This window comes from Kitasatospora purpeofusca (assembly GCF_042691725.1).
Classification (GTDB): domain Bacteria; phylum Actinomycetota; class Actinomycetes; order Streptomycetales; family Streptomycetaceae; genus Kitasatospora; species Kitasatospora purpeofusca_B.
In genome coordinates this window covers 8,637,447-8,652,040 of record NZ_CP170483.1, presented here as the reverse complement: position 1 = coordinate 8,652,040, position 14,594 = coordinate 8,637,447, and the positions used below count along the sequence as shown (strand labels likewise).

The window sequence follows — 14,594 nt, the reverse complement described above, 5'->3', positions numbered from 1 at the left end:
GGCGCCCGGCGTCACCGCGATCGGTCGATCGCCAGCAGCGCCGCGCCGACCGCCCCGGCGTCGTTGGCGAAGCGGGCCGCCAGCACGGGCACCGGCGGGCGGTCGCCGGGCGCGTACAGCCGGCGGGCGAACTCGGCGCGCGCCGGTGCGAGCAGCAGCTCCCCCGCGGAGACCGGACCGCCTCCGACGACCAGCACGGCGGGGTCGAACAGGTTGGCCAGGGCGGCCAGGCCGACGCCGGTCAGCGTGCCCACCCGGTCCAGGATCTCCAGCGCCCCGTCGTCGCCGCCGTGCGCGGCCTCGGTGACGGCCTCTCCGGCGTCCGACCGGCCCTCGCCGATCAGGCGGGCCAGCAGCGATGCCGGGCGGGCCGCGGCGGCCTGCCGTCCGAGTCTCGCGATGGCGACGCCGTGCGCCGCGGCGCCCCAGCACCCGCGCCGGCCGCACTCGCACAGCGGGCCCCCGGGTTCGACGGTCAGATGGCTGGCCTCGGCGGCGAAGCCGTGCGCACCGTGCAGCAGCCGCCCGCCGACGACCACCCCGCACCCCAGGCCCGTGCCCAGCGTCACCAGCACCAGGTGGTCGTGCCCCCGCCCCGCCCCGAGCCGGTACTCGGCCCAGACGGCGGCGTTGGCGTCGTTGTCCGTCACCACCGGGAGCCCCACCGCGTCCGCGATCAGCTCCCGCAGGGGGGCGCGCGCGAACTCCAGACCGGGGGCGAAGGCCAGCGCCCCGGTCCGGGCGTCGACCATGCCCGGCAGCCCGACCCCGACCGCGGCGACCCGCCCGCCGCGCACCCGCGCCACCAGAGCGGCGACGGCGGCGACCAGCTCGTCCGCCGTACGGCGCGGGGTGGCGCAGCGGGCGCGCGCCGCCACCGTGCCGTCGGCCGTCACCCGCACCGCCGCGATCTTGGTGCCGCCGACGTCGATGCCGACCGCCTCGGCCGGGGCCGGGGTCATGACGCCTCCGGCAGCAGGACGCGGGCCTCGCCCGGCGCCGCGGAGGTCCGCACCTCGAAGCCGCCCGGCCCGCGGAGCACGGACAGGTCGCACGGCCGGTCGGAGCTCAGCAGCTCGCCTCCCACCCGGACCCGGACCGGCAGCCGGGCGCCGGTCCGCTCGTTCAGCCCCTTCACGTAACAGGCCCCGAGCCGTCCGCGCGACACCTGGACGACGGCGCAGCCGCCCCCGACCAGGTCCGCCGTCACGAGGTGTCCGCCGCACCTGGTGCGGGCCCGCAGCGGGGCGTGCGAGCGGTTGAGCAGGAAGACGAGCACCTCCTCGGGGTCCGCAGTGGTCCGGCGCAGTTCGAGCCACGGCCCGGGCCTGGCCCGCACGGGTGCGCCGGGGATCCCACCGAGCCAGTGCGCCACGGCCGTCCCGAGGGGCCGCCCGTCGAGGGCCGCCGTGCGGACCCGGCCGCTCCGGGATCGCCGCACCGCCTCGGCCAGCTCGGTGCAGGTCCCCAAGTCCTCGTCCAGCGTGGGTGGTTCGCCCACCAGCAGCAGCGCTCCGCCGTCCTCGGCGAACGCAGCGAGCCGCTGTTGCAGGGCCCGCTCCATGAAGCGGCCCGACACGGTGACCAGGGGCCCGGCGGAGGGGTCGAGTGCCGTCCGGCCGGTGAGTTCGGCCAGCCGGAAGGGCAGGCTGCGCCGCAGGCAGTGGGCGACGAAGGGCACCAGGGTCCGCGCGGCCGACGGCACGGGCCGGTCCCCGTTGCCCGTCCGGTCCCACGCGCCGACGGCCGCGTAGGGCGGGTGGACGCCCCAGCAGACGCCGGGCTCCGGGCGGGAGAGGGCCAGCGCGTCCTGCCGGCCGGCCAGGAAGTGGGTCAGCACCCGCAGCGCGGCGAAGGCCGGGCCGGGGCCCGCGTCGAGCCGGACCGGGGCGGCGTCCCCGTACGGCGGATCGAACGGTCCGGGATCACCGGCAGCCCCCGACGGCCGGGAGCCGTCCACCGCGAGGTGCGGGCCCCAGCCCTCGGTGGCGCAGGCCGGGTAGACGCTGATGCCGGTCGCCCCGCACGCCACGCCGAGCAGGGTGTGATGGATCGGCACCACCGGGAAGGCGCAGCCCGGCTCCGCCCAGCGGAGCCCCCAGTTCTCCTCGATGTTGGGGCCCGGTCCGGCCTTGGCGGCCAGGACGTAGTTGACCAGGGCCTCCTCGTCGGACAGCACGTCGCCCGTCCAGCTGGTGTAGGCGCGGGGCAGCGCGGTGGCGGCGCCGACCCTGTTCCTGGCCAGCCAGGCGTCATGGCGGCCGGCCTCCCGTCCGGGGACGCGGTCGGCCCTGGCGGGCGGCGCGTGGGTGGTGAACGCGGGGACGTCCGGCCCGAGCGCCTCGGCCAGTGCCGCCATCCCCGTGGCGAGCGCCTCGGCCGACCACCGCCCCCAGCCGACCAGGGAGCGCAGCCCGTCGGCGGACAGCCGCTCCTCCGCCCGGGTGGGCGCGTCCAGGCCGGGTGCGAAGCGGGCGAACGCGTCGGCGCCCGGCTGCGAGTAGTCGAGCGCGTCGATCGGCAGGGCGCTCTCCCCGTAGTGCCCCTCGTTGCCGATCTGGGCGGCGACGACCGGCCCGTGCGGATGCGCGAACGGCCGCAGGAACCGGCCGACGGCGTGCAGCCAGCCCGTCGCGTCCGCGCGGAAGCGCGGGTCCAGGGCCGAGGGCAGGGTGTACGGCCGGCAGGGCAGCGGCCGGCCGTCGGCGGAGCGTGCGGCGGGCCTGGCCGGGTCGAGTGCGGGGCTGACCCGGTCGGGCAGCCCGCCGTAGGGCAGTTCGGCGTGGACGAAGGGGCCCGGCTTCACCACGGCGAGCAGGCCGGCCGCCGCGACCTGCTCCAGGAAGCCGCCCAGATCGCGGTTGCCGTCCCCGTCGAAGCACCACCGCGGGCCGTCGTCCTCGGCGATCTCGTGGTGCCGCCAGGGGACGTAGCAGGTCACCACCTCGATCCCGGCCTCGCGCATGGCCGCCAGCTTGGCCGCCCAGCGCCCGTGGTGGTCGCGGTAGTAGGGGTACTCGCCGGTGATCAGGAACCGGGGCCGCCCGTCCAGCCACAGCGTGCCGTCCAGGAAGCGCGGCCTCGGCGGGCTCGGCGGGCTCGGCGGGCTCAGTGGGCTCAGTGGCCTCAGTGGCCTCGGCGGGCTCATCGGGCGAGGCCCTCGTCCGTGGCGAGCAGGACCTTCATCGCACGGTACCCATCCGCCTCCGGCCGGCCCTGCCCGGCCGGTGCGACGGCCAGCATCGCGAGGGCCTCGGCGTAGCGTTCGAGCGGCAGCACATGGGTCACCAGGTCCTCGAGCGGCAGTTCCGTCGCGAGGTCCACCGCCAGCTCGAAGTCCGCCGGGCGGTAGGGTCCCGCCCCCACCAGGCGGATCCCCCTGGTCACCAGCGCCCGCAGCGGCACGGTGGCGACACCGGCCTCCTTCTCGCCCATCACCACCACGGTGCCCCCGGGCGCCAGCGCGCCGAGGACGTCGCCCGGCAGCGACCCGGTGGTGTCGACGGCCACGTCGGGCGCGCCCGCCCCGGCCGCCTCCTCGGCGGCCAGCACCCGCACGGTGCGCGGCAGCAGCAGGCGGGCGAGGGCCACCCGGCCCGGATCGCGCTCGGCCAGCGTGACCCGGGCGCCGCGCCGGGCCAGGACCAGCGCGCACAGCGCGCCGATCGGGCCGGCGCCCACCACGAGCACCCGGTCGTCCCACCGCGGCCGGGCCGCCGCCAGGTTGTTCAGCACGCAGGCGAGCGGCTCCACCAGGGCTCCGCGCCGGTAGGACACCGAGGCGGGCAGCCGGTGGACGAAGCGCTCGGGCACCACGGCGAAGTCGGCCATCGTCCCGTCCCGGTCGACGCCGACCTCCCGGCCCGCCTTCGCCCCGCAGTGGGCCGGCATCCCTCGACGGCAGGGGCGGCAGCGGTCGCAGTGGTACGTCGGGTTGATCACCACCCGGTCGCCCGGCGCCAGCGAGCCGACGCCGGCCCCGACCGCGGCCACCGCGCCGACCGCCTCGTGCCCCAGCACCACGCCCCGCCGGGCGGGGAACTCGCCCAGCAGGATCGCCCGGTCCGTTCCGCAGATGCCGGTGGCGGCCACCCTGACCAGGACCTCGCCCGCGCCGAAGGAGGGGACCGCGCGATCGTGGATGCCGGGCAGGCCCACGTCCTCGAACACGACGGCCTTCATCGCTGCCTCCCAGCGGTTCGTCCCCCCACAGTGCCATAGGGTGTCCGGCATGAACCCGTCCTGGCGGCCGAGCGGGTGGGAGGCACCACCGGACTCCCCGCGGAGGATCCTGCTGCTCGGCGCGTCGGGGTTCGTGGGCGGCGGCCTCTGGAGCCACCTGGCCCCCCGTCACACGGTGGTCGGCACGTACGCCACCCGGCCGGTCCCGGGCCTCGTCCGGCTGGACCTGCGCGACGAACGCCGGCTGGCGGCGCTCGCGGCCGACGGCTTCGACCTCGTCGTCCACGCGGCCGGCCTGGTCCCGCTGGAGGCAGCCGAGGCGGACCCGGCCCTGGCCCACCGGCTCAACGTCCGCCCCGTCGAGGTGCTGCTGGACGCCCTGCGCGGCTCGGCGGCGAAACTGGTCCTGCTCTCCAGCGACAACGTCTTCGACGGCACCCGCCCCCACTACACCGAGGCCGACCCGCGCTCCCCGGTCAACGTCTACGGGCGCACCAAGGTGGCGGCCGAGGACCTGCTGCTCGCCGAGGGCGGACACCTGGTCCTGCGGCTCCCCCTCGTCTTCGGGCGCGGCCCCTGGGCCAACACCTTCCTGGCCCGCCTGGCCGCACCGACCACCCCCGCCCGTACGGATCTGGTCTGCGCCCCCGTCTACCTCCCCAGCATCGGCCCGGCCCTGACCCGCTTGTGGCACCACACGGGGGTCGTGCACTACGGCGGCGCCGACGTGGTGACCCGCTTCGAGCTGATGTCCCGCATCCAGCAGGCCCTCCGCCTGCCCACCCGGGTACTCCCCACCCGGGGCCCGCAGCCCCGCGCCGACTGCCCCCGCCCGCCGCACCTCGTCCTCCGCAGCACCCGGCACCGCCTGCTGGGCCCCGGTCTGGACGCCGCGCTCGCCCATCTGGCGGGCGGGGGCCTCTGAAGCTTGTACCGGCAGAAGGGCGACGGCCTGCACCATGCGGTGCAGGCCGTCGCCCACATGCACAACCTCGGCCGAACCGGATGAAACCAGCAGGTCGGACCACACACCGACCTGCCCGCGCCCAGGGCTTCTGCAACAAGCCTCAGACGCCGACGGCGGTGCCGGCGTGTGCCGAGGCCGCCTGGTACTCGTCGTCGCCCTCGAACCGGGCTTCGGCGCCGGTGGCCAGGGTGCTGGCGACGATGACCGGGTCGAGGATCTTGGACCCGGAGTTCAGCGTGGCGTTCCCGCTCTGGTCGGTGGTCGCGGAGCCGACCCGCTGGCCGCTCGCGGTGCTGTAGAAGGTGATCTGCCGCCCCGCGATCGGCTTGCCGTCCGCGTCGGTGAGCGTCGCTTCGAAGTCGCCGCTGATCGGCGCGTGGGCGACCACGTGACCGCCCACCGTGCGTGCCTTGAGCTGGGCAGGCTTCTTCTCTGAAGTCATGGCGTAGCCTCCCGGATACTTTCGGCTATCACTTCCACTGTAGGCACGTCCACAGGCCGGCGCACCCGGATGCGGGCCACCCGTCGTGGGGCGAATGCCGCGCCGCGCCGGGAGCCCGCCGGCCGTGTGCCGCCGCTGAATCGCGTCGGCGGTGGGCGGCGCCCCGGTCCGCCGCTCGGGCTCCTCCGGCCGCACCGAGGCCGCGGACCGATTCCCGGCCCGGTTCGTCGTGCCGGACCACCGCACGACAACGTGCACGCGGGCGCGACGGGTGCCGGCAACGAAGCGCTCCAGCTGCTCGTCATCTCCGCCCAGGCCGGGTGCCGCGGGCCGCTGGTGGACGGCCCTGGGCGACTTCTGCCGGGTGTGGAGACACGTCTCAGGCCAGGCCGTCGGTCACCAGGGCGAGGTGGTCCGAGGGGTCCACGCCGCCGGGGCGGGCGAGTCGGGCGGCGAGGTCGTTGATCAGCAGGGTGCCGAGCAGGTAGTGGCCGAGGGCGAGTTCGGCCGGGGTGGAGTTCCCGCCCCGCAGGTCGGGCTTGGGCTTGCGGTCGGAGAGGCGGCACGGCGCCTCCGCCAGGACGTGCAGGTCGTGGGTGAGCAGCAGCCGCTCCCACCAGCCCGGATCGTCGTGGAACAGGGCCGACAGGCCTTCGTGGGCGGCCAGCTGGGGCAGGAAGGCGTGGATCGCCGCGCGGTAGCCGGGGAACACGGGTTCCCGGAAGCCCACCCGGTAGCCGTGCTTCGGGCTGCGGCGCACCGAGAAGCCCGTGCGCAGCGCGGGATCCCACACGCTGAGGCTGAAGAGCGTCTTCGCCAGGTCGTAGACCGGGTCCCAGGGCTCGACGGAGCCGCGCGGGTCGATCAGCCGGAAGTCCGCGGCCGCCGCGCCCGGGCGGGTGGACAGCAGCACGTTGCGGGTGTTGGCGTCGCCGTGGGCGGGGGCCATCAGGCGGGCCGGAGCCAGTCGCGCCAGCCGGCCGGTCAGCCGTTCCAGGACCAGGTGCGGGGCCTCGCACGGCACGCCGTTGACGGTGAGGCGCTCGGCGGCCATCAGCTCCCGGGGCAGGGCCCGGGACAGCAGGGGCAGCCGCCGCAGGAACCGGCCCACGACGACGTCCGCCAGGTGGGCGGCCGGGGCGGGGTGGGAGCGCGCGGCGTACCCGTCCAGGACCAGGGCCTGGAGCACTGCCGGGTACCGGCGGAAGAACTCCCGGGTGCCCTGCGGCGACTCCCGCAGCGGGGCCGCCAGGTCCGCCGAGTCGTAGAACGGCGTCGTGCAGGCCGCCCAGCCGTCGCCGTCGAGGACGTGCCGGACCGGCAGGTAGTGCGCCGCCAGCCGCGGGGCCACGGTGCGCAGCAGCTCGATCTGGCGCAGCTTGTCGCGGAAGGACACCAGGTCGTGGCCGTCCACGGCGCCCGGCGCGGGCACCAGGACCTTGACCACCAGCTCCTCCCCGGCCGGACCGGTGGCCCGGTGGACCCGGGCCGGGGAGCCGCCGTCCAGGATCTCGGCCCCGACCGTGAGGCCGAGGGTGTCGGCGACGGCCGCCAGGGCCGCCCCGTCGGTCCACCCGCCGGGCGGGCGGGCGCGGGTGACGTGCCGGTGCTCGGTCACCGCGGCCGCCTGCTACCAGCGGATCGAGTCGATCAGCGCCGCGTGCAGCTGCGGGGTGCAGGCGGCGATGCACGAGCGCTGGTTCAGCGGCCCGATGTCCAGCAGCAGGGTGTCGTGCAGCGGCTTGCCGTAGGCGTCGGTGATGGTGACCCCGGCGCGTTCCGCCAGGTACACCGAGGCGGCGATGTCGTACGGGAACAGGTGCAGGATGCTCCCGTGGCCGACCCGGCGGAAGTCTGCCTCGGTGCCGGGGCGGTCGCGCAGCAGCCGGTTGCCGATGTCGACATAGGCGTCCATCTGGCCGGTGATGACGCGGGAGATGGAGAAGGAGGCGCTGTTGAACACGTACACGCCGCCGGTGTTGGCCGAGGCGTCGATCAGGTGGCCGTAGGCCCCGGTCATCAGCTCCGCCGGGTGGCCGTTGAACTCCAGCGACCAGAACATCCGCTCGGGCTCGGTGGCGGCGGACAGCCGGGGCAGCGGCGCGGGGAAGCCGGCGGACTCGATCCCGGTGCCGTGGGCGTCGGCGTACAGCCAGTGGCCGGTCTTGATCTCCTGGAGCATCGCGTACCGGATGTCGCCGATGGTGGGCGCCTCGGTGAAGGGGGCCGCGGCGATGGAGACGCAGGCCATCTCCAGGTCGGCGGCGGCGCCGCGCGTGCCGTCGATGGGGTCGACGATCAGCACGTGCCCGGGCGCGCGGCCGATGGTGCGCAGCCCCTCGCTCTCGGTGTAGACGGCCACCGGCTCGCCGCGCTCCCGCAGGAAGTCCCAGGCGGCCCGTTCGGCGAGCACGTCGACGGGGAACTCCGCGTCGCCGCCCTTCGCCGTTCCCGCCACGTAGCGGCTGCCGACCTCGTGCAGTCCGTCGCGCACGGCCGTCCGGATCCGCCCGGACAGCTCCTGGATCAGGCCCCTCATGAGAGCACCGACAGGAAGAGCCGTTCCAGCAGGTCGCACATCTCGTCCGCCTCCTGACGGGTCATGATCAGCGCCGGACGGACCTTCAGCACGTTGCCGTGCCCGTACAGCGAGGTCCGCAGCAGCAGTCCGTGGTCCATGCCGCGTTCGGCGAGGAGGTTGGTCAGCCCGGGGTCGGGGCGGCCCTCGCCGTCCACGATGTCGATGCCGATCATCAGGCCGACGCCGCGGACCTCGCGGACGAAGGGCACCTGGCCGGCCAGGTCGCGCAGCCGTTCCAGCACGTACCCGCCGACGTCCCGCACGTTCTCCAGGAAGCCGGGGCGGCCGATGACCTCCAGGGTCTTCAGGGCGGCCGCGGCGGCCAGCACGTTGCCGCCGAAGGTCGAGTTGATGTGGTGGCCCTCCACCCCGGTCAGCCGCTCCTCGGTGAGGATGCCGGCGATGGGCATCCCGGCGCCGCCGAGGCCCTTGCCGAAGGTCATCAGGTGCGGGGAGACGCCGAAGTGGTCGGCGGCGAACATCTGCCCGGTGCGCCCGAACCCGGTCTGGATCTCGTCGAACACCAGCAGGATGCCGCGCTCCTCGCAGAGGTCCTTGAGCGCCCGCAGATAGCCGTCCGGCGGGACGACGTTGCCGCCGTTGCCGCTGATCGGCTCCAGCACCACGCAGGCGACCCGGCCGGTGCTGGCGTAGTCGATGAAGTCGTTGATCCGCTCGACGCAGAGCAGCCCGCAGGTGGCCCGCTCCTGCTTGTAGAAGCAGCGCAGGCAGTGCGGGTCGGGGACGTGCACGACGCCGGGCAGGTGCGAGGGGAAGGGCGCGCGCCGGAAGGCGGCGCCGGAGGCCCCGATCATGCCGAGGGTCTGGCCGAGGTGGCCGCGGAAGAGCGTGACGACGTCGGACTTGCCGGTGTGCACCTGGGCGATCTTGACGGCGCCCTCGTTGGCGTCGGAGCCGCTCGCCGACTTCAGGTGCACCCGGGTGAGGTTCGCCGGGGAGACCTCGGCCAGCTTCGCCACCAGCGCGTTCAGCGGCTCGGTCTGGAACTTGGAGGTGACGTGGATGAGTTGGCCCGCCTGTTCGCGGACCGTCTCCACGATCTCGGGGTGGGCGTAGCCCAGGCTCAGGTTGAACGTCCCCGAGGAGCAGTCGAGATAGCGCCGGCCGTCGTCGGCGTAGAGGTACACGCCCTCGCCCCGGACCACCCGGAGTTCGTCCGGCAGGTAGTAGTAGTGCTGGAGGGCGGCTCCGGCGTCCCTGCCGGACGCGTCCGAGCCGGACGGGGCCTTCGGTGCAGCGGCGCCTGCCGCGGGGCTGGCCTGTCGCATCGGTTTTCCTCCGACAATTCCTGGCAGATCGACCTGCTCGAACGATTCGAACCGCAGATCCGCCTCCTGGAGATCGAGGGCGGCGGTCATCGCGTTCGGTACCGCGACGCAGCGGATTCCGGCCCTTTTCGCGGCCCGCACACCGTTGGGCGAATCCTCGAACGCGACCGCCCGGTCGGCGGGAATTCCCAGCGATTCCAGCGCCGCGACGTAGAGGTTCGGCTCCGGTTTCGCGCTGGCCCGGTCCCCGTCGGCGCACTGCACGGTGCTCCACCCCTCGGCGAGGCCGCACTGCCGCGAGTATCGGGCGACCCATTCCCGGGTGGAGTTGCTGACGATCCCGCGCGAGATCCCCAACGCGTCGACCGCGCCCAGGACCCGGTGCACGCCGGGCCTGCCGCACAGCCCGCCGAGCAGTTCCCGCTGGCGGCGGCGGACCCGTTCCTGCAGCTCGCGGCGGTCCACCGTGCAACCGGTGGCCCGTTCGAGCTGCGTCCACAGCTCGGAACCGATCGTGCCGACGAGCGACGACCACACCTCGACCGGGAGCTGATGACCGAATTCCCGGAAAATCTCCGCGTGGGCGCGGAATATCTCGGCCTCCGGATCCCACAGCGTCCCGTCGAAATCGAAGAGAATCGCATCTACGTCCTTCACGTCCACCTCCGTCGAGCGGCGGACGGCCGCGCGGCCAGGGGGTTCGGTGCACGGATCCAGGGCACCAGGGGTCCATCATGGCGTAGCCCCGGCCGGCCCGCCATTCATGGTTGGCCCGCTGGTTCGCCCGCTGGTTCGCCTGCTGGTTCGTCGACGTACCCACAACAGGCGTACAAAACAGTGCGTGCACGGGCAGGCGGTGCTCGGCTGGGAGCGAGGCCGGCCGAGGACCGCCGGTGCGAGAGTCGAGGAACGATGGACGAGGACACCCGCCCCGCCGGGGCGCCGGCTCCCCCGGGCGGGCCGCGGGTCGCCGTGGTGGGGCACGTCGAATGGACGACGATCGCGGGTCTGGAGCGAGTACCCGCCACCGGCGAGGTGACCCACGCCGACCGGCTCTGGCAGGGCCCGGCCGGCGGCGGCGCGGTCGCGGCCGTCCGGCTGGCCGAACTGGCCGGCGGCTGCACCTTCTTCACCGCCCTCGGCGACGACCACGCCGGGCGCCGCTCACGGGCCGAACTCGAACGCCGCGCCGTACGGGTGGTGGCCGCGCCCCGGTCCGGCCCGACCCGCACGGCGGTGAGCCTGGTCGACCGTTCCGGCGAACGCACCACCGTCACCCTCGGCGAGCGGCTGCAACCGGCCGCGGCGGATCCCCTCCCGTGGGGGGAACTGGCCTCCTTCGACGCGGTGTTCTTCACCGCCGGGGACGCCGCACTGCTGCGCCGGGCCCGGCGGGCGGGCGTACTGGTGGTGACGGCGCGCGAGTTCACCACCGTGCTGGAGTCCGGCGTCAGGGTCGACGCGCTGGTGGGCAGCGGCTGCGACCCGGCCGAGCGCTGCGACCCGGCGCTGCTGCGGAGACTGCCGGACCTGGTGGTCAGCACCGAGGGCCGGCACGGCGGCGTCTTCACCCGCTGCGGCCGGCCCCCTCGCCGCTACCGGCCCGCCCACGCGCCGGGTCCCCTGGTGGACACCTACGGGGTCGGGGACAACTTCGCGGCCGTCCTCACGTACGCGCTCGCCGCCGGCTCGGCCACGACCGACGCGCTGGACCTCGCCGCCCGGCACGGCGCGGCCTGCACCGCGCAGCGCGGCCCGTTCGCGGCCGGGCCCGCCCCCCGGCGGCAGGCGGTCCGGGTGTGAAGCGGCTCCTCCTCCTGTGGGACATCGACGGCACGCTGATCGACGGCGGCCACGTCTGCGCGGCGCTCTACCCGCTCGCCTTCGAACGGCTCACCGGCCGGCCGGCCCTCCACCGCGTCGCCGTCGCCGGCCGCACCGAGCCGGACATCATGGCCGAACTGTTCGCCCGCAACGGCGTCAGCGGGGTCGAACCCGCCCTGGTCACGGAGGAGTTGACCGTCCAGCTGGGCCGGCTGGCCGCCGAGTTCCGGGCCGCCGGACGGGTCCTGCCCGGCGTCGTCGAGACCCTGCGGGCGCTGGGGGCGCAGCGCGAGGTGGCCCAGTCGGTGCTCACCGGCAACGTGCGGGCCAACGCCGCCCTGAAGCTCGGGCTCTTCGGGCTGACGGAGTTCCTGGACCTCTCGGTCGGCGCGTACGGCGACGACGCGGACGAGCGGGCCGCGCTGGTCCCGGTGGCCCGGCGGCGCGCGGCGGCCGCGTACGGGCACGACTTCGACGCCGCCGCCACCGTCCTGATCGGCGACACCCCGCGGGACGTGCAGGCGGGACGCGTCGGCGGGGCGCGGGTGGTCGCCGTCGCCTCGGGCGCGAGCAGCGCCGCCGAGCTGCGCGAGGCGGGGGCGGACACGGTGCTCGCGGACCTCCGCGACACCGCCGCGGTGATCCGCGCCGTCCGCTCGCCGCGGCCGGCCGCGCGGGGCCCCGGATGAACCGGGGCCTCCGCCCGGTGGGCCTGGTCTCCGTGGTCGTCCCCGCGCGGAACGCCGAGACGACGATCGCCACGCAGCTGGCGGCCCTGGGGCGGCAGAGCTATCCGGATCCGTGGGAGGTCGTCGTCGTCGAGAACGGATCGAGCGACGGCACCGGTGCGCTGCTGCGGCGCTGGCAGGAGCGCATGCCGCGGCTGCGGGTGGTCACCGTGACCGAGGCCCCCGGCGTCAACCGCGCGCGCAACATCGGCTGTCGGCACGCCCTCGGCGAGTACGTGCTCCTGTGCGACGCGGACGACGTGGTGGCCCCCGGATGGGTGGCGGGCCTGGTCGACGTCCTGCGCACCTGCCCGGCCGCCGGCGGCGCTCTCGAACGCCGCCTGCTCAACGGGCCGGTCGCCCTCGCCGCACGCCCGCCGAAGAAGTCCGCCGCCCTGCTCGACACCTTCGGCTTCCTGCCCTACCCGGCGGGCGCCAACTGCGGCTTCCACAAGGAGGTGTGGAGCCGCCTGGGCGGCTTCGACGAGAGCTACCGCGGCGGCGGCGACGACACCGAGTTCTTCTGGCGCGCCCAACTGGCCGGGTTCCGGCTGGCCTTCGCCCCGCACGCCGTCGTGCACTACCGGCACCGCGGCGACGCGCCGGCCATCGTCCGCCAGTCCTACGGCTACGGGCGTTCGCACCCCAAGCTCTACCGTGACTTCGCCGGCGCCGGCATGCCGTCCTCACCGCTGGCCGACGCCGCCGGCGCCTGGTGGAGACTCCTGCTCCACGCGCCCGACCTGCTCGGCGCCGCCGACCGGCGCGCCGCCCTGCTGGCCCAGGTCGCGCTGCGCGCGGGCCGCGTCGTCGGCAGCGCCCGCCACCGGCGCTGCTACCTGTGACCGCCGGCCGGCTCCTTCGGCAGCTCGCCGCATTCTGCGCCCCCGGCGCCACCGGCCGGCACCGCACCCGGACTCAGCCGGTCCGGCGTCCGGTCGCCAGGACGTTCTCGCGGAGGCAGTCCGCCACCGGCCGGGGGTGCGGCGCGCCGGGCCGCTGGGCGCGCCGCTCGCGGTCGCGGTGCGCCCCCTCGACGACCGCTCGGTGGACCGCCCGGGCCAGCCGGGCGCCCCACAGTGAGCGCGGGCCGCCGAAGGGATCGGCCGCCCGGGGCCCGTCGGGCGTGCGGACGGCCACGCACACCGCGTCGGACGGCGTCCCGGAGCAGTCGTAGCCGGCGTCCAGGAGGGCCTGCACCTTGGCCTCGGTGGCGGTCGCGAGCAGGTTGACGAGCCCGGCGTCGGTCACCGGCGCCGGGACGACGGCGAGGATGTTGATCGTGCCGGGGACGTACCGGGCGGGTGCCGGTACGGCGGGCAGGGCGGGCAGGGCGGGTTCGGCGGGCGGTGCGGCGGCCCAGGTCGGCACGCCGATGCCGGTCGTCACCACGGCGACGGCCCCGCCGTCCTCGCCCCAGGTGCAGTCGTCGACCTCCGCGGCGGTCATCAGGCCCACGCCCGGGCCACGCAGGCCCTCGGCCCACGCCAGCTCCGCCAGGTGCCGGTCGGGATCCAGCCGGTCGTAGCCGGGCCGGACCTGGGCGTTCACCACCCAGCCGCGTTCGCCGATGCCGCCCCCCAGCACCGCGCTGCTGACCATCCGCCACCCCGGCCCGGCCTCCCACACCAGCAGGTGACGGCAGGAGCCCTCCTCCGACCGCGCGCCGCGCCGCACCACGGGCCGTCGGTCCTCGGGCAGGAAGCCGTTCGCGTTGATCACCTCATGGACTCCGGGGGCCGACCGTTCGAGGGATCCTATGACCTCGCGGTTCGGCGCGACGGCCCCGGGGTCCGTGCCGCGCTTCCCGCCCCCGCCGGCGCACCGGACGCGCCCGCGCTCTCGAAGCGCACGGTCGGCTCGAAGTTGGCACGCCGGGCGGCGCGGCGGAAGACGGTGAGGACGGCAGGCCCCACGACGAGGACGGCGGTGAACGTGGTGACCGCGCGGCCGGTGTCCCAGCCGAGCGAGGTGGCCAGGTCGAAGAGCAGGTAGCGGTGCCACTGCTCGGTGAAGGGGAGGCCGGGCAGGTAGGCGATCGAGCTGTTCGGGTCGGTCGCGAACGGCCAGAACGAGAGGTTCAGCAGGAAGCCGAAGAGGTAGCCGGAAAAGGCTCCGTAGGCGGCCAGCACCGGCACCTCCCAGCGGCGCCGGAGCGTCGGCAGCAGCCCGGCGAGCAGGCCGACGAAGGCGCAGCCGAACATCTGGTAGGGCATCCACGGGCCGACCCCGCCGGTCAGCAGGGCGGAGGCGAACAGCGAGGTGCAGCCCAGGGTGAAGCCGAAGCCGGGGCCGAAGACCCGGCCGGCGAGGACGAGGACGAAGAAGACCGTCTCCACCCCGGCCGTCCCGGCGCCGAGCGGGCGCAGCCCCGCGTTGACGGCCGACAGGACGCCGAGCATGGCGAGGGCCTTGGCGTCGATGCCGCCGGAGGAGATCTCCGCGATCACCACGGCGAGCACCAGGACCAGCAGGGCGCCGAAGATCAGCGGCGGGGCGTAGTGGGAGCCGAACGTCCCCGGGGCGACGACGAACGGCCAGGTGAAGGCGACCAGGCCGATGAAGGCGGCCAGCGCCATCA

General features: G+C 75.4%; 13 protein-coding genes. 4 read left to right on the top strand and 9 right to left on the bottom strand.

Features of this window, described 5'->3' with window-relative positions:
* Window positions 1-11: 11 nt before the first annotated feature.
* Genes ACFCLZ_RS37075 through ACFCLZ_RS37065 form a run of 3 tightly spaced genes read right to left on the bottom strand, consistent with a single transcriptional unit; the run spans window position 12 to window position 4,182 of the window.
* On the bottom strand, window positions 12-962 hold the full coding sequence (locus ACFCLZ_RS37075) for an ROK family protein (RefSeq protein ID WP_380282312.1): 951 nt from the start codon (window positions 960-962) through the stop codon (window positions 12-14).
* The gene (locus ACFCLZ_RS37070) at window positions 959-3,148 is read right to left on the bottom strand and encodes a beta-galactosidase (RefSeq protein ID WP_380282311.1); all 2,190 of its coding nucleotides are present in this window, start codon (window positions 3,146-3,148) and stop codon (window positions 959-961) included. Before ACFCLZ_RS37070 ends, ACFCLZ_RS37075 begins: the two co-directional genes overlap by 4 nt.
* Window positions 3,145-4,182 carry a zinc-binding dehydrogenase gene (locus ACFCLZ_RS37065; RefSeq protein ID WP_380282310.1) on the bottom strand — a complete coding sequence of 346 codons (1,038 nt, stop codon included), beginning with the start codon at window positions 4,180-4,182 and terminating at the stop codon, window positions 3,145-3,147. Before ACFCLZ_RS37065 ends, ACFCLZ_RS37070 begins: the two co-directional genes overlap by 4 nt.
* Window positions 4,183-4,231: 49 nt before the next feature.
* Between ACFCLZ_RS37065 and ACFCLZ_RS37060 the strand changes: the two genes are divergently transcribed.
* On the top strand, window positions 4,232-5,107 hold the full coding sequence (locus ACFCLZ_RS37060; RefSeq protein ID WP_380282309.1) for an SDR family oxidoreductase: 876 nt from the start codon (window positions 4,232-4,234) through the stop codon (window positions 5,105-5,107).
* A gap of 142 nt (window positions 5,108-5,249) precedes the next feature.
* Here ACFCLZ_RS37060 and ACFCLZ_RS37055 read toward each other — a convergent pair whose 3' ends face one another.
* The 4 genes from ACFCLZ_RS37055 to ACFCLZ_RS37040 form a co-directional block, all read right to left on the bottom strand.
* The gene (locus tag ACFCLZ_RS37055) at window positions 5,250-5,591 is read right to left on the bottom strand and encodes an Ig-like domain-containing protein (RefSeq protein WP_380282308.1); all 342 of its coding nucleotides are present in this window, start codon (window positions 5,589-5,591) and stop codon (window positions 5,250-5,252) included.
* A gap of 379 nt (window positions 5,592-5,970) precedes the next feature.
* The gene (locus ACFCLZ_RS37050) at window positions 5,971-7,209 is read right to left on the bottom strand and encodes a hypothetical protein (RefSeq protein WP_380282307.1); all 1,239 of its coding nucleotides are present in this window, start codon (window positions 7,207-7,209) and stop codon (window positions 5,971-5,973) included.
* A gap of 12 nt (window positions 7,210-7,221) precedes the next feature.
* On the bottom strand, window positions 7,222-8,130 hold the full coding sequence (locus ACFCLZ_RS37045; protein ID WP_380282306.1) for an inositol monophosphatase family protein: 909 nt from the start codon (window positions 8,128-8,130) through the stop codon (window positions 7,222-7,224).
* Window positions 8,127-10,118 carry an aminotransferase class III-fold pyridoxal phosphate-dependent enzyme gene (locus ACFCLZ_RS37040; RefSeq protein ID WP_380282305.1) on the bottom strand — a complete coding sequence of 664 codons (1,992 nt, stop codon included), beginning with the start codon at window positions 10,116-10,118 and terminating at the stop codon, window positions 8,127-8,129. Before ACFCLZ_RS37040 ends, ACFCLZ_RS37045 begins: the two co-directional genes overlap by 4 nt.
* 255 nt (window positions 10,119-10,373) lie before the next feature.
* Here ACFCLZ_RS37040 and ACFCLZ_RS37035 point away from each other — a divergent pair, with 255 nt between their 5' ends.
* From ACFCLZ_RS37035 to ACFCLZ_RS37025, 3 genes are read left to right on the top strand one after another with little or no spacing between them, the layout of a single operon-like run.
* On the top strand, window positions 10,374-11,264 hold the full coding sequence (locus ACFCLZ_RS37035; protein ID WP_380282304.1) for a PfkB family carbohydrate kinase: 891 nt from the start codon (window positions 10,374-10,376) through the stop codon (window positions 11,262-11,264).
* Entirely contained in the window at window positions 11,261-11,974 is a 714-nt protein-coding gene (locus ACFCLZ_RS37030) for an HAD family hydrolase (RefSeq protein WP_380282303.1), read from the top strand. Before ACFCLZ_RS37035 ends, ACFCLZ_RS37030 begins: the two co-directional genes overlap by 4 nt.
* Window positions 11,971-12,858: a glycosyltransferase family 2 protein gene (locus tag ACFCLZ_RS37025; protein ID WP_380282302.1), complete on the top strand. Its 888-nt coding sequence runs from the start codon at window positions 11,971-11,973 to the stop codon at window positions 12,856-12,858. The genes ACFCLZ_RS37030 and ACFCLZ_RS37025 overlap by 4 nt, the downstream gene beginning before the upstream one ends.
* A gap of 73 nt (window positions 12,859-12,931) precedes the next feature.
* Here ACFCLZ_RS37025 and ACFCLZ_RS37020 read toward each other — a convergent pair whose 3' ends face one another.
* A complete protein-coding gene (locus ACFCLZ_RS37020; RefSeq protein ID WP_380282301.1) occupies window positions 12,932-13,735 on the bottom strand; it encodes an adenosylcobinamide amidohydrolase in 804 nt (267 codons plus the stop codon).
* Window positions 13,736-13,770: 35 nt separating this feature from the next.
* The gene (locus ACFCLZ_RS37015; protein WP_380286391.1) at window positions 13,771-14,592 is read right to left on the bottom strand and encodes an ECF transporter S component; all 822 of its coding nucleotides are present in this window, start codon (window positions 14,590-14,592) and stop codon (window positions 13,771-13,773) included.
* Window positions 14,593-14,594: the final 2 nt, after the last annotated feature.